We start from the raw sequence: 22,553 nt of genomic DNA on the forward strand, positions 1-22,553 counted from the left end.
CGCCCCGTCCACTCCCTTCGTGAGGAGAACCATGTCCAGCACCACGACACCGCCGCCGTCGCCAGTTCCGCCGGCCCTGACCGGCGCCGCTCCCTACGTCGCGCCGCAGTACCTGACCGAGTCCACGGTCGAGATGCTGCGCGACTGGTACCACGGGGGACCGGTCCGCCCGCTGCAGCTGCGGGATTTCCTGCGCCCCGAGTTCGCCACGGATCTGGCCGCCGCGATGCGCGCCATCCCCACGTGGTCGCGGCACGCCGCCAAGTACGAGGGGCGCCTGGGCAAGACCGAGTACTGGGACGATGCCGTCGACGAACAGGACGAGGTCACCATCGCCCAGTTCGTTGTCAAGGACATCCACGCCCTGCTTGACGAGGGCGCCATGGACGCCGCGCATCAGCGCACGCTTCAGGAGTTCTTCGTCTTCTCCGTGCTCTCCGACGCCCTGCGCGACTGGATCTCCTCCGGCACGGACCTCGTCCTGCGCAAGCACACCACCATGGAGCTGGCCGCGTACCGCCGCTCCGACGCTCTGGGAGCCCACCAGGACCTGGTGCCTGGCCGGGTCCTCGCGGTCAACTTCTACCTCGACGAGGTGTACACCCCGCAGGCCGGCGGACGACTCGCCTTCCGCAACGGCGAGGACACGGAGTTCTTCGTCGAACCCCTCTTCAACAGCGTCTCGCTGATGCCCATCCGGGAGGACTGCTGGCACTGGGTCGAGCCGTTCACCCGGGACGACGTCGGCCGCTACACCATCGCCATGGGCCAGCACCTGGAGGGGAGCTGAACACCGTCCGCCTGCTACCCGCCGTCGCCGTCCACGAGAGCGCGGACGAGACGCTGCTGACCCTCGGCCACCGGCTGCTGCGCATCGGCGGAGCCCGGCCGGGCCTCGGCGAGGCGCTGACGCGGCTGCGGGAGGGCACCACGCGGGAGGCACTCGGGACACTGTGGCGCCCCGGCGCGGCGACCGCGCTCCTCACCGAACTCACCGAGCTGGGCTGGATCACGGCCGAACCGGCGGCAGCGGCACAGGACTTCACCGGCGAGTCGTACGAACGGCAGGTGGACTACCTCGGCCTGTTCACCCCGGACACCGGCACGGCGCAGCAGCGGCTGCTCACCGCCCGGATCGGGGTGATCGGCCTCGGCGGCATCGGTTGCATCGTCGCCCAGCATCTCGCGGCGGCCGGCGTGGGTCTGTTCTGGCTCGTCGACGACGACCGCGTGGCCGTGCACAACCTCAACCGGCAGTTCACGTACACCCGTTCTGACCTGGGGCGGCCCAAGACCGAGGCGCTGGCCGGCTACCTGCAGGCGGTGCGGGCCGGTGCAGTGAGCGTCGGCGTGCGGAGGCGGGTCACGACCGTGGGCGACCTCGCCGCGTCCCTGCCCCACGACCTGGATCTGGTGGTGGCGGCGGCCGACACGCCGCCCGGGCTGCCCGCCGTGGTCGCGGACTGGGCAGCCCTCACCGGCACCCCGACAGCGTTCGGCGCGGTCGGCGTTGGCGTGGGCCTGTGGGGCCCGGTGGTCGACCCGGCCCGGGGCGGCTGCTGGAGCTGTTTCGAACGCGCCCGGCGCGCCCGGCTCACCGACCGCGAACGGGAGATCGAGGACCACTCCGCCGAACCCGCCCCCTTCTCCTTCGGTCCCGCCAATACAGTGGTCGCGGCCATGCTCGCGCACGACATCGTCGAGTACCTGTGCAGCGGAACATGCCCGACGCTGGGGCGGCGGGCGGCCTTGGACTTCACCCGACAGCAGATCACCCACGGCGAAGAGAGCACGTGCACGTGTCCGACGACCTCATGAGCGATCGACAACAGGTATCAGACCAGCAGACGGTCGCACCACCGGAGTTGGGGAAGCAGCTCCAGGAGAAGGACCCGGGGCGCAAGCCGAAGAAGGCCCCGTTCCGCGGGACCGGCTTCCTGCGGTTGTGGACCGGCGAGACCCTGTCCCTCGCCGGCACAGAGATCACCTTCATGGCGATTGGCATCACCGCCGTGACCACTCTCGCGGCCACTCCATGGCAGATGGGCGTGCTGGAGGCCGCCGAATCCGCCGCAGTCCTGCTGCTCGGGCTGTCGGCGGGTGTCTGGGCGGACCGGTACGAGCGGCGTGCCCTCATGCTGGTGTCCAACGTGGCGCGGGGGCTGCTGCTCTTCACGATCCCGCTGCTGTTCTGGCTTGACGCGCTCACCATGCCGGTCCTGTACGGGGTCGTGTTCCTCGTCGGCGCCTTCACCCTGCTCTTCGACAGCGCCACGTCGGCCTACCTGCCCCGGCTGCTGCCGCGCGGGCAACTGGAGCGCGCCAACTCGTGGATGGAGGCCAGCACCTCCGTCGGCACCGTCGCCGGGCCGGGTCTGGCCGGTCTGCTCATCCAGGTCATGAGCGCACCCGTCGCCCTGGCCGTGGACTGCTTCTCCTACCTGGTCAGCTGCTTCACACTGGCCGGCCTGCCCAAGGCCGCGCCGTCCGGCGGCCCCCCTAACGAGGAGGCCACGACGGACGGCGGATCCGGGGCGGACACCAGCGGCACTCCCGGCGAGGGGAAAGCCGAAGACGAAGGCGCCGGAGCGCGGAAGAAGCGAGAGTCGCATCGCAAGGCCGTGCTCAAGGGTCTGCGGGTGCTGCGCGACGACCGCATCCAGCGTCCGATGATCCTCGCCGCCACCCACTTCAACATCTTCCACGCGATGTTCTTCGCGGTTCACACCCTCTTCGTGCTCCGCGTCCTCGGCTTCAGCCCGGGCCTGCTCGGCGCCACCAGCATGGCGGGCGGTGTAGCCGGTCTGCTCGGCGCGTCCTGCACCCCCTTCCTGACCCGGCTGCTCGGCCAGGGCCGGGCCCTGGTGGCGGCCTACGCGGCCCCCGGCTTCTCGGCGGTGCTGGTCCCGCTCACCCAGCAGTGGGACAACCGCCCGCTGGCCATCGCCTTGGTGTCGGCGTCCACGTTCACTTGGACGTTCGCGGTCGTGGTCAACCTGGTCATCAGCGAGACCGTGAAGCAGAGCCTGGTCCCCAACCACCTGCTCGGCCGGGTCACCGCCACCACCCGCTTCGTCAGCTGGGGCTGCCAGCCGGTGGGTGCGCTGCTCGGCGGCTGGTTCGGCGGGCACTTCGGGTTGGCCGAGGTCATGTACGTGTCGGCGGCCGGTCTCCTCACATCGGCGCTGTGGCCGCTCCTCAGCCCGGTCCGCGCCCTGCGGGGCCCCGAGGACGAGGTGGATAGCCGGAACGAGACGGACGTCTCGCCGGGCGCGGCGCTCCCCGTCGGCGACGTACCCCTGCCGCAGTCCGCGCCGCCCACCGAGCCGCCCACCGAGCCCTAGGAGCACCGTGCCCGTCCTCAGCCCCGTCCGTCACACCCTCTCCAACGGTCTGCGGGTGGTCGTCTCCCAGGATCCCACCGTGCCGGTGGCCGCGGTCTGCCTCGGGTACACGGTGGGTTCCTGTGACGAACCGCACAGCCGGACCGGGCTTGCGCACCTGGTCGAACACCTAATGTTCCAGGGCTCGACGCAGGTGCCCGCCGGCAGGCACACCGCGGCGATCGAGGACGCCGGGGGGTACACCAACGCCGCCACCGGTTTCGAGCGCACCACCTTCCACAGCATCGTCCCGGTCGGTCAGCTCGAGCTCGTCCTGTGGCTGGAGGCCGACCGCATGGGGGGCCTGCTGGACGCGCTGACCGCCGAGAGCCTGGCCACCCAGCGGGATGTGGTGCTGAACGAGCGCCGCGAACGGTACGACAACGTGCCCTACGGCACAGGCTGGGAACAGTTGGTCGCCATGTCCTTCCCGGCCGGACACCCCTTCCGCGCGATGCCAGCCGGCAGCCCCGAAGACCTGCGGGCGGTGACTCTCGACGACTGCCGCTCCTTCTTCAGCCGCCACTACACGCCGGACGGAGCGATCCTCTCCGTGGTCGGCGACGTCCGGCCCGAAACGGTCTTCGACGTGGCCGAACGGCACTTCGGGCACATCCCGCCGTCCGGCGCGGCAGCCAGCCCAGCGGCGCGCTGCGTCGCGCCGCTCACGCCCACGGGGCCGAACGAGTCGCGGCGGCACGTGGTGGAACCCGTGCCGGGTCCCGCTTTCATGGCCACGTACCAGCTCCCCCCGTACGGCGAACCCGGGTGCGCGGCCGCCGACCTGGCCGTGACGCTGCTTGGCGGCATGAGCAGCCGCGGGCTGCACGACCGGCTGGTGCGCCGCGGCCGGCGCGCCCACACGGCTCGCGCGTCGCTGACGCCCCTGCGCCGGGCGCCGTCTCTCGGCCAGCTCAATGTGCGGGCCCCGGCCGGGGTCGCGCTCGCCGACGTGGAGCGTGCGGTGGATGAGGAGATCGAGTATCTCGCCGGTGGCGGGGCCACCGAGGCCGCCCTGGCGGGGGCCCGGGCGCAAATCCGCCGGGACTGGTATGACCGGCTCGCCCACCCGGCCAGCCGCGCCGACGAACTGTGCGCGCAGGAGGCGTACTTCGGCGACGCCACCCGCTGCGACCGGCACCTGGCGAGCGTCCTCGACGTCCAGGCGTCGGACGTCAGTGCGGCGGCCGACGAACTGCTCACCCCGGCGCGCCGCGCGGTCCTCACCTACGAGCCTGGGCCCGCGCGGAGCCCGTTCGCGCAGGCCACGCCGGCACAGGCCCGCCCGGCCCTCTCCCCGACGTCGTAACCGATCGTGCCGCCCGCCGGTCTTTCGCGAAGGGTTTCCGCATGACTGCACCCGTCTCCGCTTCCTCTCTCCACCCGGCCGCCGTGGGCCGGCGGGCCGCCAGGCCGCGGCCGCAGCGGCCCGTGCCGGTTCCCGTCAAGCCGTGGCTCTTCCCCGCACTGCGCGAAGAGGTACTGGCCAACGGCGTGACCCTGCTGACCTGCGACCGTCCCGGTCAGGAGGTGCTGAGCGTCGAGATCGTCGTGGCCGCGCCGCTCGTCCTGGAACCCCGTGACGTGGAGGGTGTCCTCGGCATCACCACCAGCGCCCTCGTCGAAGGCGTACCGGGGCTGAGTTCGCTCGACTTCATCCGGGAGCTGGAGAACTACGGTGCGACCCTGGGAGTGGGCGCAGAGCACGCGGGGCTGCGCATCACTTTGGACGTTCCGGGCACCCATCTGGTCCACGCCCTGGCGCTGCTGGTCCGTGCCATGCGTGAACCACTGCTGTCGGCCACTGCGGTGGACCGGCTGGTCCGCGCGCGCATCCATGCCCTGGTCCGTCATGAGGCGGAGCCGGAGCGCCGGGCCGCGCTGGAACTGCACGCCGCTGTGTTCGACTCCGCCGACCGGCGCAGTCGTCCCGCGCGCGGCACGCAGGAGACAGTCCGCAACATCGACCGGGACGCGGTCGTCGCCTGCCACCGGAGCTTCCTGCGTCCCGCCGTCACCACCGTGGTGGTCGCGGGCGATCTGTCGGGGAACGGCGTCGAGGCGGCGCTGCACCGCGTGCTGTCTTCGTGGGAAGGGGAAAGCGGCACGCTGCAGGCGCCGCCCTCGCCACCCGCGCGGGACAAACCGGCAGTAATCGTGGTCGACCGGCCCGGGGCCGTGCAGACGCGGCTGGTCCTCGGCCGGGCCGCCACCGCGCGCACGGCGCCGGGCTGGGATGCGCTGCTCATCGGCAATCACAGTCTCGGCGGCTCCGTCAACGCCCGCCTCGACCGGGAACTGCGGGAGGCCAAGGGCTACACCTACGGCTTCCACAGCCGGCTGCTCGCGGTGGTGCAGCATTCGCTCGCAGTGGTGACCGGCGCGGTGGAAACATCGGTGACGGGCGACGCGCTCGGCGACGTCCGGCGCATCTTGCAAGACGTCGCCGAGCGTGGGATCGACGAGCGGGAGCGGTCGGCGGCGGTGGCGCAGATCGTGGACGCGGCGCCGCTGCGCTACCTCACGGCCGCCACCGTCGCGGACGAGATCGCCGTGCTGGTGCTCGACGGGCGCGCCCCCGCGACGCTGCCGGGCGCGTTCCGGCGGGCGGCGGCCGTCACCGTCGAGGAGGCGTCGGCGGCGCTGCGGGAGGCGTTCGCACCGGACCGCCTGGTGACAGTGGCGGTCGGCGACGCCTCGCGAATCGCCGAGGCCATCGCAGAGGTGACGTCCTCGCCGGTCCATAGGGTCTGAGGGGCCCCAGGGCGGCGCCATCGCTCTGGTCCCCTACCCGGTGCAGCCGCGATTACCCAGGCCGAGGCCGCCTGGCCTGGGATTTCCCTTCGCCGCCGCGTCACAGGCGGCTATCAGCAGCTCAGTCTGTTCGCCTCCTTCAGATCAGTTCACGGAGCCGTCGCCGGGACGCGGCCGGTAGGGAACGAGCGAGGACGCCGTCGTGTGTACATAGACCGTCCACATGGACTTTCGGCGCCTGCGGACGAGCGTCGAGCGGGTTCGCCGCCGTGCTCCAGGGCCTGATGGCCGAGCGGACCTGGGACCTTCCGGCCGCCAACGGCACCGTGATGGACCTCTGGCCCGACATCGCGGCCGCCATCTCGCCGCGGCTGCCCGACCACGCCGCCGCCGTCGCGTTCCACCCGGAGACCGCACCTGCGGGTCCTCACCCCCGGGGCCGCGCCTGCGCCCCCCCGGGACCGCGCCGGAGGCCCCGGCCTCGGGTCGGGCGCCCGCAGGCGTGGGATCGCGCCGCACCCGCAACGCCTCAAGAGCCCGCCGCGCCGGTGCCCACCACGTTCACCAGCGCGCCAGGCCCGGCAGTGAGATACCGACGGTGCCCAGACACTGCGATCGACGAAATGGGCGCAAGCCTTACGAAGCCAACTTTCGCTCCGGCAGGGACACTGCCGCCTTTCCGGACGCCATTGACCAGATGTTCCCTGTATGGCCCGCCGGGGCGTCGCGGCGCCCGGCAAGCACCACCAAGAGCACGCCAACGTCACGCTGTCCCGGCGCATGAAAGGCAGCTCCGGCCGGAACCCTGGAGGGGGCGACACCGCTCCGCAGTTCGATAGCTGTCCGCTGGCGGTAGTCGATGTCGAGGACGAGCAGGTGCTGGCGTACTGCACCGGTGGCCTGGTTTTGGACGTGCCCGCCAAGAGCATCCCGGCCCTAGGCTCCGTCTCCTTGACTATCTGCCGGCCTGGGCGCTTGCGGATGGTCCATGGTGGTGCCGTCAGGATTCCGCCCGAAGGTGGCCTCTAGGGAGCGTATCGAGTCGTGATCAATCTGCGGGATGTGCCTTCGTGGCACGGTCTGGTCCGGTAGACCGTCGTACGTGACGCGAGTGCAACTGACCGACCCGGAGTGGGATTTCATTGAGCCGTACCTGCCGATCGGCGAGTACGGCCCGTACCCCGAGCGGCTGCGGCAGCAGTTCGAGGGCGTGATCTGGCGGTTCAAGACGGGCGGGCAGTGGCGGGAGATGCCGGCAGAGTTCGGCGCCTGGTCGACCGTCCACAACCGCTTCCGGCAGTGGCGTGACGCCGGGGTCTTCGAGGCCCTGCTGGAGGGCCTGATCGCGGAAGCCGCGAAGCGCGGTGAGGTGGACCTGTCCCTGGTCAGCATCGACTCCACCACCGCCCGTGCCCACCACGACGCGGCCGGCATGCACCTGGACGAGGAGGTCCTCACCGCTCTGGAGAAGGCTGCCGCCGAGGCGGAGAAGGCCAGGTCAAAGGGGGCGGCTGCGACGAACAAACCGGGCAGGAGGCCGGGAGCGATCCCGGGCGGGAAGAACGACGGCGCGTCCGGCGCCGACGCAAACTCCGGCTGAAGGCCGCCCTGCTCGGACGCTCCAGGGGCGGGCAGACCAGCAAGATCCATGTCGCCGGCGACCGGAGGTGCCGCCCGCTGGCGTTCATCCTGACCGAGGGGCAGGCCGCCGACAGTCCGCAGTTCATCCCAGTGCTGGGGAAGGTACGGGTCCGCGGGCTCGTCGGCCGTCCCCGCACCCGGCCGGACGCGGTCGCCGCAGACAAGGCGTACTCGTCCCGCGGCAACCGTGCCCACCTGCGCAAACGCCGTATCAAAGCGGTCATCCCGGAGAAGAAGGACCAGGCCGCCAACCGGAACAAGAAGGGCTCCCACGGCGGCCGGCCCGTCAGCCACAACGCAGACCTCTACAAGGAGCGGAACACCGTCGAGCGTCTGATCAACAAGCTCAAGGCATGGCGAGGCATCGCCACGCGCTACGACAAGACCCCCGACAGCTACCTCGCCGGACTCTACCTACGCGCCTCGATGATCTGGATCAAGGACCTCACACGAGCAGCCTCTTGATCACAACCGAATACGCTCCCTAGAACAGCGGGGAGGCCTGCCTCGGGGACCGTGGCACGCACCTCTGCCAGGACATGAGGGAAGGTGCCATCGTCTATGGCGCCCATGTGCTCCTGACGGAGTTGGTAAATGATCTCAACGAGATCGGGCCTCAGCCGCATCCAGGCACGGGCGGCTCGGCGGCGGGCGTCCTCACCGACCGCCCCGGCGTCCTGACGAACGACTTCTTCGTCAACCTCCTGGACGCCTCCTGGCGCCCCGCGGCCGACGACAGCGGCACCTACGAGGCCGTGGGCGCGGACGGCGAGGTCGCCTGGACCGGCACCCGCGCCGACCTCGTCTTCGGCTCCAACTCCGAGCTGCGCGCCTTGGCGGAGGTCTACGCGAGCGACGACGCGACCGCGAAGTTCACGGCGGACTTCGCCGCCGCGTGGTCGAAGGTGATGGACCTGGACCGCTTCGACGTCGCCTGACCCACCACCCACGAAGGCCCCGGGGGAGCACCCCCGGGGCCTTCGCCTCACCCCGCCCGCAGGGGCCCGACGACCGGCCCGCGCGCCACTTTCAGGCTCCCGTCGGCGAAGGAGGTCCCCGGGATCTGTCCCCCGGGCGCCCGCAGGGTGTACGCGACCTCGTCGGCGGCGACCTGCCGGCCCTGGCTCGGCACCTGGATGTCGAAGTGGACCGGGTGCCCGTACCGGAGCACCACCTCGCGCCCTGCGACCCGTACCGTCCGGCCCGGAGCCCGCTGTCCTTCCCGCCGTGCGAGAACCGCACGTCGACGGGTGACCCGGCGAGCGTGCAGGGGGCGTAACCGCGCGGCGCGGTCAGCGTCACCCGGTAGTGGTGATGCCCCGCGCTGTGCGGCGCGGGGGTGATCTTCGCGAGGTGATTGGCGGGCCGGCACGCGGAGGGCCGCGGCCCGGCCCCCGAAGCGGCGGCCGCGGGCAGCGCCGCGAAAACCCCGGAGGCGGCCACCCCGAAGGCCAGAGCGACAGCGGTCCCGCGCAGACGCGCGAATCCCATGAACGTTCCCGGTTCTGTGGATCGAATACGAACAGCCGATCCCTGCCCTACCCGACCACCCCCACGCCACCCCCATCCCGGACCACACGACCGAAGGACCTCCCCACACCCGATTGACCACGCCCCACCCCAATTTTTCGCGGAGTGGTACGGAGGGTCACAATTCAGGGGCCATGCGATGACGGTCCTGACGGGCACGGAGCTGAGGTGAAGTGAGTTCGAGGGCCCGGTCGTCGCGTCCGGCGATCATGTGGTTGAGCCAGCGTTCGTACCAGTCGAGGAAGTCGGTAGCGGAGGAGACGTCGGGGCCCCAAAAACCATCGCTGTTGCCAATCAGAATGCGACCGGTGAGGGGACCAGTCACTGCGATGAGGCATACGTCGGTGCAGCCCATCTCAATAATATGGAGGAAGAGACCGCGTTGGTGATCCCCGGTTCCGGCGACGTCGAAGCCACGGGGCGTTCCTGGCCCTCCGCCCGAATGCATGACCATCAGGGAACATCGCTCCAGCGGCATGAGCCCGTAGAACGGCCCCGCGCCAGAGCCGCCGACGTGCGTGAGGAACTGCCGATAGGCGCCGGGCAGGAGGATTCCATGCTCGGCCTCAAACGCGGCGACGCGTGTTTCCGCCAGCTTCGGACCAAGGCAGAACTGGTGCTGCTCCTCACCGAAGGAGTGGCTACGCAGTGGTTGAAACGGGACCGCTGCCAGCTTGCGACGCAGACGGGATATGCGGGCATCCATGATGCATCTTCTCTCGTCCCCGTCACCCTACGGCTGGGTGCGGTCAGCTGCCCAGGAGAATCCTTTCCCGCAGGAAAGCGAAGCTGGTGCGGCTATGGCGGCGTCGCGTTCACGGTCGGTTTGGGAATCGTCGCACCTGGCGGCACCAGCGAGGCCTTTGCCGGTGCGACGGGCCGTGTGGAGCAGGCAGCCGATGGAGCGGCGGCTGTGACCGGTGTTCGGCATCGCGTGGACGGTGGTGTGCCTGGCCCGGACGCGGTTGACGCCCCGGCCGCCCTTTGAAGGTGAGGTCGCGGCCGTGGCCGCGGTGGCGTATGTGAGGCGCTGGTGGGTGCTGACCGCTATCGCGCTGGCCCAGTTGATGCTGATTCTCGACAACACCCACAGGATGTAGGGGTGGTTTCTGCGGTGGTGAGTTCGGTGCAGCCGGTGGGTGCTTCGTTGGGGACTGTGTTGCTGAATTCTGTCGCTACGGGGGTGGGCGGTCGTTATCTTCGCGCGCACGACGGCGTCACTGCCGGTGAGGGCATGGTGGAGGGCTTTTCCGTGGCTTAGTACTCCAGCAGCGGTTCGTGTCCTGAGCTGCGTTTTTGGTAGTGGCAGCGGCGGGCGGTGGCTTGGTGGTGTCTTCTCCAGGCTGACCACTTCAGTGCGTGGGTGACTGGGTCGGGGTGGGGTCGGGGGCGGGGAAGGAGAGTGTCCAGGAGGCGTCTGATTTCTGCCACGGTGAGCGGGGCGAGAGAGGTTCGTTTCCAAAGCCCCCTTTTTCGGGCTCGTCGGCGGCTTGGGCTGCGAGTGAGGTCAGGACGGCGTGGGCGAGCATGGCCAGGGTGATGTGCCGGTACCAGCCGACGTAGCGGCGGACCTCGTACTCGTCCAGGCCGCACTCGTTCTTCGCCGCCTGGAAGCATTCCTCGATCGCCCAGCGTGTGCCGGCCGCCCGCACCAGGTCGGCGACAGTGGTGCTCGTGGGCGCGTAGGCGAAGTAGTAGGCGGTCTCCTCGGGCCGTGCCACGCTGCGCCGGGCCAGCACCCATCGGTGGTGGGCTGACTCGTCGCCGTCGAAGAGGGCGATCGACGGCAGTCTCGCGCTCGCCCAGTCGTAGACCCTGGGGCCCTTGGCCCCGTTGCCGCAGGACAGCCGCTGCCAGGCATCCTGGGGCGCCTGGGCGATGAGCTCGTCGATCCGCCAGAACCCCGTCAAGCTCTTGACCTGCTGAGACTTCGGAACAGCGACGACGTAACCGACATCGAGTTCCTCCAGCAGGCGGCGGAACTTCCAGTCCTGCCCATAGGCCTCGTCCGCCGTCACCCACCGCGCCGGCAGACCGGCGGCCAGCGTCCGGGTAACCATCGCCCTCGCGAGTTCACCCTTGGTCGCGAACTCCCGCTCGTCGGGAACCTTCGCCGCCCGGCAGCGTTCCCGATCCCCTGTCCACGCCTTCGGGAGATACAGCTCCCGGTCGACCAGGGCACGTCCGCGAGACGTGGCGTAGGCGGCGAAGACCCCGACCTGACAATTGTCGATCTTGCCCGAGGTGCCGGTGTACTGCCTGCCCACACCCGCCGACGTGATCCCCTTCTTGATGAAACCGGTGTCATCGATGATCAGGACCCCGTCATCACCGAGCACCTCGGCCACATACTCGCGGACATCGTCCCGCACCGCGTCCGCATCCCAGACGCTGGAGTTCAGCAGCCGCTGGAACCCGTCAGGACTACGGTGCCCCGCCCACTCCGCGAGCTGCCAGCCGTTCTTACGCGCCACACGAGCCAGCAGACCCCGAACGTAATCCCGCATCCGCCACCGCAGATCCGCCCGAGCAAACCGACCCGCGACCCGAGCGAACGCAGCCTCCAACTCCGCGCGGACCATACAGCTACTTCACCCAGCTCCCTCATACCAGGAGAACGACAAAGACCAGCTCAGGACACGAACCGCTGCTGGAGTACTAGGCGGTGTCTTCAAATGTCACGCCCACATCAGGAGCGAGGCGAGGGTGACGGCTGCGTGATAGGACTCGGCGGTCTTGTCGTAGCGGGTTGCGATGCCGCGCCACTGCTTCAAGCGGTTGAAGCACCGTTCGACCACGTTGCGCTGCTTGTAGAGCTGCTTGTCGAAGATCGGCGGGCGGCCGCCCCGGCTGCCGCGCCGGAGCCGGTTGCGTATCTGGTCGGCACGCTCGGGGATGGTGTGGCTGATGCCTCGGTGTCGCAGCCAGGCGCGTATCGCGCGGGAGCTGTAGCCCTTGTCGCCCAGCACGTGCGCGGGCCTCGTCCGGGGGCGGCCCGGGCCGACGCGCGGCACCCTGATCGCTTCCATCACGGCGGCGAACTGGGTGCAGTCGTTGGTGTTGCCACTCGTGAGGACAAAGGCGAGCGGGCGTCCGAAGGCGTCGCAGACCAGGTGGATCTTGCTGGTCAGCCCACCTCGGGAGCGTCCGAGTGCCCGGTCGCGGTGCCCCCTTTTCGGGCCCCGGCCGCATGCTGGTGGGCGCGTACGACGGTGGAGTCGACCGACACCAGCCAGCCGACCTCTCCTGCCGCGTCCGAGCGGGCCTGTGCGGCCTGGAGCATCCGTTCGAAGGTGCCGTCCAGGGCCCACCGGCGGAAACGGGTGTGCAAGGTGTGCCAGGAGCCGTACCGCTCGGGCACATCTCGCCAGGCCGTGCCCGTCCGGAACTTCCACACGATCCCGTTGAGCACGGTCCGGTCGTCCAAGCGCTTCCGCCCACGAGAAGCCCCGGGCAACAGCGGACGGAGGAACTCCCACTCCGCATCGGACAATTCATGACGACGTATCATCCGACCATGATCCACCACTCAAGATCAATTGAAGACAGGCCCTAGCACTGATATCGGTGGGGGCCTCGCCTGCGCAGGCTGCCGGGGAGAACTGGAAGGTGTATTCGACCCACTTCTCCCCCAAGGGCTACGACCTTCCGCTGCGGTACGGTCGCCACGACAACACTGCCGGCCATACGACAGGTTTCGGCGCCTACCACATCGACGACAGGAACCACCGGCTCGGCGTCATCAGCTGGAGCGACTTCAAGGACGACATCGACCAGGTTCTGGACAGTCCCAGCACCAAGTGCAGTAAGAACGGCACCAAGTGGGAATGCGTCTCGAAGCTTTCCAGCGGGGTCAGCCAGTTCGGCAACATGAAGGTCGTCTACACCCACAGCGACAGCGGTACCCCGGACGGGCGCCCGAAGGGCATCATCACTGCGTTCTACCTTCATGACTGTGGCTGTCTGAAGTAGCAAGCGAAGAAGGCGGGAAGCATGAGCCTGAGAGACCACTACGCCGACTATCTCACCCAGTTCAGCGAGAGCGCCGAAACCCAGATCGCCCACCAGGTGAGCCGGGACGGCTACGGAACACTGCGCGGCTTCGAGATCGGCGAGGACGAGCAAGGCGTATGGGCGGAAGCCACTGTCGCACTGCGCGGTGAAGTAGTGCGGCGATGGGGAGCCGAAATCTATAAGCGCCGCAACCACATCATCACCGAGGACGGACCCCTCGACGACGCGGCTTTCGGCGCGGATCTGTTCTCCACCGCGGTGATGGAAGATCTCGACACCTGCGGACGGCCAGTCGGCTAACTGCCGTAGCAGGTCTGCGCGGCACGCTACAGCTACACCCCGTACTACGGGCAAGGACAACCCTGAGAACGCGCAGCGGCCTCCGCGATCCGGATCGCGGAGGCCGCTGCGCGTTCTCAGGGTTGTCCCTCACGACGCCGCACGTAGTACAGGGCGGTCGGTGTCCATGTTCAGCCCTAGGCTCGGCGGCCCGTCGATGACGATGATGTCCGGCTCTGCCCCACCCTCCTTGATGCGCGTCGGGTCCGCTGATGGTGCCGCTGTCTGTGGCGCTGGTCACGGACAAATCCGCACGGCCAGGGGCCTAGTCAAGGAGGAAACGGACACCAGTCGGCGGGGAGCGTCAGACGACGGTCAAGGGGGTCCTTCCGACGGTGGCTCCGGCCCGCGCGCACCTCCGCGTACGGGCCGGACGCTCACCGACCCGGCCCGCAGGCCGGAGAATCCGAGGACACTGTGCCCGCCGACCTCACTCCCGACCTCGCCTTCGAGCCGCACGAGCCGGCCGACCGCAGCCCTGCTGACGGCGTCGACCAGGTCCCGCCGGCCCCCTCCATGGGCCCCTCCACCGCCCCCTCCATGACGCCTTCGGCCGACGGCCGCATCGGTGCAGGTCAGCCCAGGAAACCGGGGGACTTCGGCACGTTCGACAACCCTTCTAAGCCTTTGAAGCAGACATGGAAGCCAACCCACACCAGGAAGAAGGAAGTGCTGAAGGCTCTGGGGATCTTCCAGAGGGCTACCGCTGACCACCTGTGGCGGATGCTCCGGCCCGGCGACCGGCACGACCGGTGCACGAGGGACACCCTCAACGCCCTCAAGGAAGAGGGGAAGGTCCGGGTGGAGACACGACTGGAGTCGAACCACCAGCTGTGGGTGCTCACCGAGCGAGGACACAAGGAAGCCAAGCAGCTGCTCCCGAAGAACGTGCGGATGTCCGTGCTGCGCAAGCTCCAGTACGACGACGACGGAGAGCCGGTCGACGGCGACGGCTACGACGAACACGCCGCCGCCGTCACCTCGACCGCTGCCGTGCTCACCGGGGCCGGGTACGGCACCCCGCTGTCCTGGCAGACCGAGATCGCCCACCGCCTGCCGTACGGGTACACCCAGTACGCCGACCTGACGATGCGCGCCCCGGACGCCGGGGTGCCCGCGATGCTCCTGGAGGTCGACCGCGTCAACGAGCCCGTCGACGACCTGACGGCGAAGCTGCGCCGCTACAACGACTGGTTCGAACTCCTGGCGCCGAAGGCCGACAAGGACAGGGAGAAGGCCGCCCGGCGACAAGGTGCGGCGGTGCACGACTTCCGGCTGTGGTCGCGGATCTACCCGGCGACCGGCCGGGAGGGCTACGTGCCAGTGGCGTTCGTGTTCACGGGCAAGACCGCCGCGCAGCGCGAGAGCCGAATGCGGCGCCTGGAGCAGGCCGCCCGCCGCTACTTCGCCGGCACCCCGTACCCGTGGGCCGGGTTCACGGCCGTCGACTACCACCAGGCGGTGCCCGTGGTCGTCACCGAGCTGGAGCGGATCACCGCCGACCCGGCCGGGGCAGCGGGCCCGGTGTGGCGGCGGCTCGGGCGCGAGGAGTGGCAGACGCTGAGCGAGGCCCTGGACAACCCGGACGGCGAGCGGCTCTACCGGATGGAGGAAGAGCAGAACCGTCGGCGGCAGGCAGAACGCAAAGCCGCCGAGCGGGAGGCGCAGCGCCCGGTGTGCACGCAGTGCGGCACCAAGTTCACCGATGAGCGCTGGCAGTCGACCCGGCAGTCCTCCTGGCACAGCGAGACGGACGGCTTGTGCGGCCCGTGCGCGGCGGAGCACTTCGGCCGGATCGAAGCCGAACGCGTCGCGCAGCGCGAGGCGGAGGAAGCCGCGGCGCGGGAGGCGACCGAAGCGGAGGCGAAGAAGAACCGCGGCCTGTTCGGTCGCCGCCGGTAGCCGCAGGCAGGCCCACGCGGCCGGAGAGCGTCTTGCCCACGGTCACCGCCGGGCGAAAGGATCGACATGACACGGACGTCATGACCGAGGGGGAAGTACACGGTGAGCAACAAGCTGCTGGAGCCGGACGGATGGCTCGTGCTGGGACTGCCCTGGCCGGAGCAGACCCGCGACGGCTGGGGCGAGTGCGCGGTGGCCATCGCCCCGACGATGATCCCGCGCGACCTCGTCAGCAAGAGCGCCGGCATCGCGCTCGATCTCGCGACCGGCCTGGCCCGCGACCCGAATGACGGGCCGGGCAAAGCCGTCTTCTTCTCCGACGTCACCCTCTGGCTCGACAAGCAGGGCAAGGACTGGGCGGACTTCGGCGCCGACTACGAAGCCGTCATCGACGAACTCGTCAAAGCACCGGTCCCGCAGCTCTACATGACGCTCGTGCAGAAGGCCCACGCCATCCTGTGCGACGCCAGCCGCGAGGGGGTGCGCCTGTACTACCCGGGCGGCGACGTCGAACACGTCACCCCGCAGGTACGCGCCGACGTCCACGCCGCCATCACCACCAGCCTGGAACGGGACTGGCCGCCCTACATCCAGGGCCTCATCGACCGCGGCGCCTTCCAGACCCGATAGCCGCACCGCACCCAGCGGCGGGCCCGGCCTCCACCCAGGCCGGACCCGTCGGCCATCACGGCCCGCGCTGTCGGTGGCGGCTGGGAGGCTGGTCGGATGAACGATGGTGACGAGCAGCTGCTGCGTGGCCGGGTGTACGGCCACGACCACGACGACCCCAACCCGGGCCCGCTGCCGCACCAGACGTACGCCGCGCTGGTCGGCGGTCCCCTGGACGGTCTGCTGCTCGACATCACCGGCTGGCGGCCGGAAGACATCGAGGACGGCGTCGCCCTGATGACCGAGCTGTCCCGGTGGCCAGGCGGCCGGGCGCTGTACGACCCGCAGCCTGGCGAGCCCCGCACTTCCGGCCCCAGCGTCAGCTGCCGCTTCTACTACTCCGGCGACACGCCCTGACCCCAGCCGCCGGCCCCGGCGCCCGGGGTGCCCTTGGTCAGCTGGGCGGAGGTGCCGCCCCGATCGTGGACACAGCGCGATGCGTCCAGGCCCGAGCGCGCCTGATCCGCGCGCTCCACGAGTACCTCGACCGCCTGGACGCCGCTCGCGCTCAGGCGGTCGGCGAACCGGGCGAGCAACTGGCGTGACCGCGACCGCCGAAACGCGACGTACGGCCTTGATCGGCAAGGTTTCGGCCACCGTGTTCCATTCGGCGGCGAGGCCTGGACGGCGGTGGATACGGTCGGCCGGTTCGGTGTTTGCCAGCCGGGGAAGTGTCCGGTCGGCGTGTCGTCGCATGGCGGGTGGGGGTGGTTCGGTGGACAGCACCGAGCAGCAGATCACGGAGCATCTGGCGAAACTTCAGCGGGAGATCGGCGTGCGCCGGGCCGAGGCCTTGGAGTACGACGTCGACGCCGATGAGTTCACGGTGGAGTACGCCCGCCTGGTGGAGGCCACCAGCGAGCTGGTGGAGTTCGAGGAAACGATCCCTGCGCGGCTTGCCGAGCCGGAGCGCCGGCGCAGTGAGCGCATCGTGACGTGGTCCTGGCGGGGCGAGGCCGTCGTCGGCGCCGTGCTGATCGCGCTGGTCTTCGTCCTCGACCACTCTGCCTGGTGGCTCGTTCTGCTGGTCCCGCACTTCGCTCTCACGGCTGCCGGCTGCTACCAGAAGGTCGACACCGAACAGCACCGGGACCGCCGCTTCGCAGCCCTCACCCTGCACATGGTCGCGCTCCTGATAGCCCTCATCAGCCTCAGCGTGATCACCCGATGGTGCATCCTCGCCGCCGCCGCGGGCTGGCTGCTCATCGCTGGACTCTCAATGGACAGTACGGGCGCCGATCCGAAGGGGGCGCGGCGGTGAACGAGGACTACGGCTACCAGGTCCGCCGCCTGGAGACGCAGGCCGGCGGGATGGAGAGCGAACTGCGCGCGCTGCGCTCGAAGCTGGAAGAGGCCGAAGACCTCGAGCACGAACTGCACCGTGTCCGAGACGACCTCCGCTCCTTCGAGGACGACCTCGGCACCGTCCGTGGCGAACTCAGCGAGCTGGACGACGACGTACGCAGCGACATCCGGGACACCGAGCAGGCCCTCAAGCGGCTGACCGGCCGCGTCCAGGCCCTCGAAGCACACCTGCTCGCCGCGGGCGGCGCCCCGCTCGCCGACCTCGACACCGTCGACCCGCAGTGGAAACAGCTCGCCCAGAGCGCCGCCCGCGGCTGGAACGCACGCTCCGGCCTGCTCACCGAGTACCAGCGCGACGCCCACCGCCTCAAGGCCCGCCAGTACGAAGCAGCGCTCGCCGAGCGCGACGAGCACCGCGACAAGGTGATGCAGGCCGCCGGGATCCTGGCCAGCACGCCGCGCTCCTCCCGCGAGTTCAAGCAGGCCGCCACGGACTTCGCCGTCTCCCGCCCCCTCGCCGAGAAACACGACCAGCGGGCACGGAAGCTGGCCGACACCGCTGAGAGCGCCCAGGCCGCACTCGACCAGGACGACGCCCTGAGGAAGACGAAGACTTCACTGATCGAGCAGGGCGAGAAGGCGGAGCGGAAGCTGAACTGGCTGCTGCGCGGCCGCCTGGCCGACGCGATCCGCGACCGCGCCGTGCTGCCCATGTGGTTCGTGACCGCGCTCGGCCCCGTACCGCCAGCGCGCAAGACCCAGGAGTGGATGGAACTCGCCGCCCAGGTCCTGGCCTACCGGGTCACCTACGAGATCACCGATCAGGTCGTCGCGCTCGGGGCGAAGCCCGGCACGTACGTCCAACGCCGTACCGAGTGGCACCGCGAACTCACCGAAGGCCTGCGCCGCTGGTAGCCCGGACCGCCAACAGGTCGCCCCCCGCACACCGTTCAAATCACCAGCGCGGGAGGTCAGCCGGATGAAACTCTGGTCGCATGAGTACGCGCAGCCACATCACGATCGGAGCCATCGACACACCGATGCCGACTGGCGAATGTCCCAACTGCGAACTGAACGTGGCATTTACGCACGTCAGCCGCCGTGATGTCTGGCCGGTCCTGAAGGACAGGCCGTTCGCTGCCCCCCGCTCGGGCGGCGACTTCAGCGGCGTCCCCAGCTCAGCCCAGCAGCCCAAGGACGATGTCTTCCGCGTTGTCGAGCACATCCTGTCCTGCCAGAGCTGTAAGAAGACCGCCGTGGTACATCAGCACTGGGGGCCGGACCTGCCCCAAGGCGACGATGAAGAGGCTCTCGCGACAGCTCTCAAGAACAAGGCAGCCAAACCGCGGCTCCTGGTCCTGGTGCATCCTCGACGCTCGGCACAGACCCTCGACGAAGCTGCTCCGCAGGAGGTTCGCGACCTCTTCGGCGAAGGCACCAAATGCCAGGAGGCTGGTGCGCTGCGGGCCGCAGCAGGGATGTACCGGGCGGCTGTGGAAGAGCTCTGCAAAGATCGCGGCGCCACCGGCCGGAACCTCAAGGAAAAGATCGCTGACCTGACCGACAGGGGCGTACCGGCCGACGTCGTCCGTGACCTCGATGAAGCCCGCACCCTGGGGAACTGGAGCCTCTATGACGGGCTGGCCTTCTCCTACGCGGAGGTGGACGACGTGGCTTCGCTGATCCAGGAAGCCGTATTCGTCGTCTACGTTCAGCCCGAACAGCGCGCTGCACTACGCGCGGCGCGCCAACAGCGGCGCAAACAAGCCCGCCCGGGAGCATGAAGCCACCGGCACGGGGGCGCCCAACTTGGACGTGCGAGACCCGGAACCTTCCATGCCCTCTTGCATCGGCGCGGACCGGAAGTGCCGAGCCGCCCCGGGCGCTCCGGCACAGGACCATGGACCGCGACGGCCGTCGCGGGAGGCCTCGATGGCAGCGAGGCGCGCACGCAGGCTCAGCTTTTCCTCAACGCTTTCGCGAACCGGTGGCCGTGGTCGGCGCGGGCGGCCAGGGTGCGGATATGGACATTTCCATCGTCGCCTCGGTCGGTACGGCCTTCGTGACCGCTTTGGTCACTGCCTCTGTCGCCTCCTGGGCTGCCCTGCGCACCTCGGGCACGACCTGGCTTGCCACTCACGCCAACCGCACGTTCGCCGCTCTCGCCGCTCTCCACGAAGCAACCGGCCCCGGCTCGCACTCAGAAGCCCTCGACGAAGCCGTCACCAACGCCCGCCTCGCCACCCGCGGCTTCCCGATCGGGGCTCCGGTCGATGCCGTCATCACCAGCGCCGACGCCTTCCGCTCTGCCGCCACCGCCCTCAAGGTCAGCAGGAACGTGCCGTACTTCCAGGCTTTCGATGCCCTGGCCCGTCACGTGCGCCATGAGGAGGGGGAGCAGTGCAAGGCCGAGGAGCGCGGGGAGAACTGGGGGTACTCGGAGACGGTGTTTGGCGAAGCACATCGCGCGCTGACCGACTACTACGCCTGTCAGGACAGGGGGGAAGACCCCGGCCCTGAAAAGGTCAAGAACCAGTTCGAGGACATCGAGCACCTCTTCCCCGACCTCTTTCCCCGGGCGTATGTCGAGCTGCTCCTGATCCCCAAGAGCCAGCGGCAGGCCTGCTACGAGAAGGTCGAGGAGCGGAAGCGGAAGCGCGATCAGGCCGCACGAGTCCTCGATGAGGACCGGGACCACCTCGCGAAGGCCTTGAGCCTGTGGAGTGGCACTCATCCCAGCCAGCTCGCTGGCGCACTCGACGCCGCCCAGCTGACTGGTGCCGGCTCATCGGGCCGCGGCAGCGGCGCGTCGTCCCTCCGCGCCCTCCTGCGCCTTCGCCGTCCGCCTCACCGCGGGTAAGTGCGCTTCGGTGGCACAAAATCGCGTCCGTCAAGGTTCATTGGCAAACGGTCAAGGTTCGATACCTGGCTCACCGACCCCGTCACGGCCGTCCCGTAGTTCGCCGGGGGACCTATTGACCCCGAAGCCGCCCCGGACCGAACGCCCCGATGCCCCAATTACGCCCTCGTGCGGGGATTCGGCAGCGGCTTCCCCTGCCTCACGCGGCCGGGCCAGTGCTCAGATCGAGCCGCCCGGTGTCGGTACCCCTCCTTACGCTTGTGCCAGTACGTCGTGAAGGGGACGAAATGGCTGGCACCAAGATTGATCAGCGCGCGATCGAGAAGCACGTGAAGGAGATCAACAAGGCCTACGAGCGGGCCTTCAAGAAGTACCCGATCACCGTGCCCCTGGGCGGCAGGAGTTTCACCGCCTCCGCCGGAGCCACCGGCCTGGGTGTGGGCATCGAACAGGACCCACAGCTGGTCCGCTACCTGATCTGGCTCGGCCAGCTGCCTGAACGCCGGTTCGGAAGACAAGCCGACTACGCCGAGCACTCCGACACACCTCTGAACGACGTTGCGGTCCTCGCCGCCGAACTGGAGCGGGACGGCCTCATCGACGCCATGGGAGCCTTCGGCTCACCCGACTCCCACCGGATCACCGACGACGGACGCGTAGAACTGCGCCGGCTCTCCCAACTGCGCAGCGCACCCGCCGCCCGGCACCGCTATGCCACCGACGGCTTCCTGCGCTGGCTCTACGCCACCGCGCACGACCAGCGCCCCACCGACCCGGCCGTCTTCCTGGACACCACCGCGGCGTGCTTCGCCGGCAGCACCCTGTCGGAAACCGAACTCGACTACGCGCTGGCACGCCTGACCAACTCCGGACTCGTCACTGACGCCGACACCCAGCCCAAGACCGTGGCCATCACCCTCGACGGCATCGACTGCGTACTTTCTGGAGCAACAGTGAGCGACTACCTCAACCGCACCCGCCCTGGTGACTACTACAGCATCACCGGCACCAACGTGGTCGCCGGTTCCCAGGCCAAGGTCGAGCAGCACAACCACAACAACGCCTTCGACCCCAGCGCCATGCGCGAGTTCGCGGCCCTGGTTCAGCAGCTCGCCCCGACCTACGGACTCGAACCCGCACAGCAGGCCGACCTCATCCACGACGCCGAAATTCTCGGTGAGGAATCCGACAGCGAGACCGTCCAGCCCGGACGCCTCCGGTCCGCGTACGACACCGTCATGGGCCGACTGACCCAGATCGGCGCCGCATCGGCCGCCCTGACCACGACCATCCAGCAAGGCCAGCAGGCGTACAGCACGGTCTTCGGCGGATAGAGGCCGCAGCTGCCGACTGCGTCCTCCGACCAGCTCGCCCGCCCGCGCCCTCCACGCTCGCCCCGATCGCGACCGAGGACCGGGCACGAACCTCAGGCCCTACACGCACACCTGTGCGATACCGCAGCTCAACCCCGGGCATCGCACCCCGGATGGTGCAGGGCCCGAGGACCGCGCCACTGGCTCCGGACCGTGCAGAGTCCCGGGGCCACCCCTCGCCCCGGGACTCTGCACCGCTCTGGCCGCGGCTTACCAGTCGTCAGGCGCGCTGCCCCCCCCGCCCCGCGATCGGCCGCCCCTCGCCGTTGTGGCCGCAGTGCGGCTGCTCCACCGAGGTCTTGTGCCCCTCGGGCAGGGCACAGATCCGACCCCAGCGGCCGTGCTTGCCCGCCGCGCTCATCACGCCGCTCCTTCCGTGGCCGCCCACTCCAGCCCGAGGCCGGCGAGCGCGGCGAGCTTGTCGGCGGTCAGCTTGGCCCGGCGGCTCTTGTGGTTGGACAGGAACACCCCGAGCTTGACCTCCGTACCGTCCGGCAGCGCCTCTACGTGTGCCCTGGGTACCGTCACAGAGCCTGTGCGGGCCTTGTACTGCGCCAGGGCCGCGACGCCCCGCTGGAAGGCGCTCACGGGCGCCGTGGACGGCTCCGTCGGCGCGGCCTGCTCCACCGGGGCCGGAGCGGTGAGAGGGGTGACGCCGACGGCCTCCAGTCGCTCGCGCTGCCCGTCGGCCAGGGCCGCCCACACCTCGGGCCGCCTCTGTCGGGACAGCCACTTCCCCACGTCCATGCCGTGCACGGTGAAGCCGAGCAGGACCTCCGCCGC

21 protein-coding genes and 3 pseudogenes are annotated in these 22,553 nt (G+C 69.6%); 19 read left to right on the top strand and 5 right to left on the bottom strand.

What is annotated here, in order from left to right:
• The first annotated feature begins 31 nt into the window (after nucleotides 1-31).
• The 7 genes and pseudogenes from SSBG_RS29065 to SSBG_RS29105 all read left to right on the top strand — a co-directional run.
• A complete protein-coding gene (locus tag SSBG_RS29065; protein ID WP_037870875.1) occupies nucleotides 32-790 on the top strand; it encodes a 2OG-Fe(II) oxygenase in 759 nt (252 codons plus the stop codon).
• Between the two features lie 278 nt (nucleotides 791-1,068).
• Nucleotides 1,069-1,818, top strand: a complete 750-nt coding sequence (locus SSBG_RS29070; RefSeq protein ID WP_008749600.1) for a HesA/MoeB/ThiF family protein — start codon at nucleotides 1,069-1,071, stop codon at nucleotides 1,816-1,818.
• Nucleotides 1,815-3,344: an MFS transporter gene (locus SSBG_RS29075; protein WP_158677827.1), complete on the top strand. Its 1,530-nt coding sequence runs from the start codon at nucleotides 1,815-1,817 to the stop codon at nucleotides 3,342-3,344. The genes SSBG_RS29070 and SSBG_RS29075 overlap by 4 nt, the downstream gene beginning before the upstream one ends.
• 7 nt (nucleotides 3,345-3,351) lie before the next feature.
• Nucleotides 3,352-4,692, top strand: a complete 1,341-nt coding sequence (locus tag SSBG_RS29080; RefSeq protein ID WP_050776841.1) for a M16 family metallopeptidase — start codon at nucleotides 3,352-3,354, stop codon at nucleotides 4,690-4,692.
• Between the two features lie 41 nt (nucleotides 4,693-4,733).
• Nucleotides 4,734-6,137 carry a M16 family metallopeptidase gene (locus SSBG_RS29085; RefSeq protein ID WP_008749602.1) on the top strand — a complete coding sequence of 468 codons (1,404 nt, stop codon included), beginning with the start codon at nucleotides 4,734-4,736 and terminating at the stop codon, nucleotides 6,135-6,137.
• A 1,102-nt stretch (nucleotides 6,138-7,239) separates the two neighbouring features.
• A pseudogene (locus SSBG_RS31870) lies at nucleotides 7,240-8,243 on the top strand (IS5 family transposase).
• A 116-nt stretch (nucleotides 8,244-8,359) separates the two neighbouring features.
• A pseudogene (locus SSBG_RS29105) lies at nucleotides 8,360-8,716 on the top strand (catalase-peroxidase); the annotation flags it as partial.
• Between the two features lie 47 nt (nucleotides 8,717-8,763).
• Here SSBG_RS29105 and SSBG_RS35245 read toward each other — a convergent pair.
• Nucleotides 8,764-8,952 carry a hypothetical protein gene (locus tag SSBG_RS35245; protein ID WP_008744196.1) on the bottom strand — a complete coding sequence of 63 codons (189 nt, stop codon included), beginning with the start codon at nucleotides 8,950-8,952 and terminating at the stop codon, nucleotides 8,764-8,766.
• A gap of 474 nt (nucleotides 8,953-9,426) precedes the next feature.
• Complete coding sequence (locus tag SSBG_RS29115) at nucleotides 9,427-10,014, bottom strand: SMI1/KNR4 family protein (protein WP_008744195.1); 588 nt, start codon at nucleotides 10,012-10,014, stop codon at nucleotides 9,427-9,429.
• A 214-nt stretch (nucleotides 10,015-10,228) separates the two neighbouring features.
• Between SSBG_RS29115 and SSBG_RS29120 the strand changes: the two genes are divergently transcribed.
• On the top strand, nucleotides 10,229-10,408 hold the full coding sequence (locus SSBG_RS29120; protein ID WP_008744194.1) for a hypothetical protein: 180 nt from the start codon (nucleotides 10,229-10,231) through the stop codon (nucleotides 10,406-10,408).
• Between the two features lie 252 nt (nucleotides 10,409-10,660).
• On the opposite strand, the gene SSBG_RS29125 is transcribed toward SSBG_RS29120, so the two are convergent.
• A complete protein-coding gene (locus SSBG_RS29125; RefSeq protein ID WP_008744193.1) occupies nucleotides 10,661-11,890 on the bottom strand; it encodes an IS701 family transposase in 1,230 nt (409 codons plus the stop codon).
• A 96-nt stretch (nucleotides 11,891-11,986) separates the two neighbouring features.
• Nucleotides 11,987-12,819 (bottom strand): annotated as a pseudogene (locus tag SSBG_RS31875) (IS5 family transposase).
• 98 nt (nucleotides 12,820-12,917) lie between these two features.
• Between SSBG_RS31875 and SSBG_RS29140 the strand changes: the two are divergent.
• From SSBG_RS29140 to SSBG_RS29190, 11 genes are all read left to right on the top strand, one after another.
• On the top strand, nucleotides 12,918-13,280 hold the full coding sequence (locus SSBG_RS29140) for a hypothetical protein (protein ID WP_106429289.1): 363 nt from the start codon (nucleotides 12,918-12,920) through the stop codon (nucleotides 13,278-13,280).
• A 21-nt stretch (nucleotides 13,281-13,301) separates the two neighbouring features.
• Complete coding sequence (locus SSBG_RS29145; protein WP_008749606.1) at nucleotides 13,302-13,622, top strand: hypothetical protein; 321 nt, start codon at nucleotides 13,302-13,304, stop codon at nucleotides 13,620-13,622.
• Nucleotides 13,623-14,078: 456 nt separating this feature from the next.
• The gene (locus SSBG_RS35250; RefSeq protein ID WP_234010696.1) at nucleotides 14,079-15,563 is read left to right on the top strand and encodes a replication-relaxation family protein; all 1,485 of its coding nucleotides are present in this window, start codon (nucleotides 14,079-14,081) and stop codon (nucleotides 15,561-15,563) included.
• A gap of 102 nt (nucleotides 15,564-15,665) precedes the next feature.
• Nucleotides 15,666-16,193, top strand: a complete 528-nt coding sequence (locus SSBG_RS29155) for a hypothetical protein (RefSeq protein ID WP_008749608.1) — start codon at nucleotides 15,666-15,668, stop codon at nucleotides 16,191-16,193.
• 96 nt (nucleotides 16,194-16,289) lie between these two features.
• Complete coding sequence (locus tag SSBG_RS29160; RefSeq protein ID WP_008749609.1) at nucleotides 16,290-16,589, top strand: hypothetical protein; 300 nt, start codon at nucleotides 16,290-16,292, stop codon at nucleotides 16,587-16,589.
• Between the two features lie 65 nt (nucleotides 16,590-16,654).
• Nucleotides 16,655-16,777 carry a hypothetical protein gene (locus SSBG_RS35535; protein WP_267880276.1) on the top strand — a complete coding sequence of 41 codons (123 nt, stop codon included), beginning with the start codon at nucleotides 16,655-16,657 and terminating at the stop codon, nucleotides 16,775-16,777.
• Between the two features lie 170 nt (nucleotides 16,778-16,947).
• Nucleotides 16,948-17,493, top strand: a complete 546-nt coding sequence (locus SSBG_RS32970) for a hypothetical protein (protein WP_158677829.1) — start codon at nucleotides 16,948-16,950, stop codon at nucleotides 17,491-17,493.
• On the top strand, nucleotides 17,490-18,452 hold the full coding sequence (locus tag SSBG_RS33895) for a hypothetical protein (RefSeq protein WP_199781419.1): 963 nt from the start codon (nucleotides 17,490-17,492) through the stop codon (nucleotides 18,450-18,452). Before SSBG_RS32970 ends, SSBG_RS33895 begins: the two co-directional genes overlap by 4 nt.
• An 80-nt stretch (nucleotides 18,453-18,532) precedes the next feature.
• The gene (locus SSBG_RS29180) at nucleotides 18,533-19,321 is read left to right on the top strand and encodes a DUF4145 domain-containing protein (protein WP_008749613.1); all 789 of its coding nucleotides are present in this window, start codon (nucleotides 18,533-18,535) and stop codon (nucleotides 19,319-19,321) included.
• A 239-nt stretch (nucleotides 19,322-19,560) separates the two neighbouring features.
• A complete protein-coding gene (locus tag SSBG_RS29185; RefSeq protein WP_158677830.1) occupies nucleotides 19,561-20,397 on the top strand; it encodes a hypothetical protein in 837 nt (278 codons plus the stop codon).
• Nucleotides 20,398-20,684: 287 nt separating this feature from the next.
• A complete protein-coding gene (locus SSBG_RS29190; RefSeq protein ID WP_037870881.1) occupies nucleotides 20,685-21,731 on the top strand; it encodes a hypothetical protein in 1,047 nt (348 codons plus the stop codon).
• 399 nt (nucleotides 21,732-22,130) lie between these two features.
• Here the strand turns inward: SSBG_RS29190 and SSBG_RS29195 are convergent.
• Nucleotides 22,131-22,553 (bottom strand): helicase associated domain-containing protein (locus SSBG_RS29195; protein WP_037870883.1); only part of this gene is annotated, 423 nt, incomplete at its 5' end.

The sequence above is a fragment of the Streptomyces sp. SPB074 genome, from assembly GCF_000154905.1.
Taxonomy (GTDB): Bacteria; Actinomycetota; Actinomycetes; order Streptomycetales; family Streptomycetaceae; genus Streptomyces.

Coding starts and splice junctions, on each gene's coding strand:
- SSBG_RS29075 (WP_158677827.1), top strand. CDS start 1,815: ATGAGCGATCGACAACAGGTATCAGACCAGCAGACGGTCGCACCACCG.
- SSBG_RS29185 (WP_158677830.1), top strand. CDS start 19,561: ATGGACATTTCCATCGTCGCCTCGGTCGGTACGGCCTTCGTGACCGCT.
- SSBG_RS29085 (WP_008749602.1), top strand. CDS start 4,734: ATGACTGCACCCGTCTCCGCTTCCTCTCTCCACCCGGCCGCCGTGGGC.
- SSBG_RS29160 (WP_008749609.1), top strand. CDS start 16,290: ATGAACGATGGTGACGAGCAGCTGCTGCGTGGCCGGGTGTACGGCCAC.
- SSBG_RS29115 (WP_008744195.1), bottom strand. CDS start 10,014: ATGGATGCCCGCATATCCCGTCTGCGTCGCAAGCTGGCAGCGGTCCCG.
- SSBG_RS29145 (WP_008749606.1), top strand. CDS start 13,302: ATGAGCCTGAGAGACCACTACGCCGACTATCTCACCCAGTTCAGCGAG.
- SSBG_RS29180 (WP_008749613.1), top strand. CDS start 18,533: ATGAGTACGCGCAGCCACATCACGATCGGAGCCATCGACACACCGATG.
- SSBG_RS29065 (WP_037870875.1), top strand. CDS start 32: ATGTCCAGCACCACGACACCGCCGCCGTCGCCAGTTCCGCCGGCCCTG.
- SSBG_RS29190 (WP_037870881.1), top strand. CDS start 20,685: ATGGCTGGCACCAAGATTGATCAGCGCGCGATCGAGAAGCACGTGAAG.
- SSBG_RS29125 (WP_008744193.1), bottom strand. CDS start 11,890: ATGGTCCGCGCGGAGTTGGAGGCTGCGTTCGCTCGGGTCGCGGGTCGG.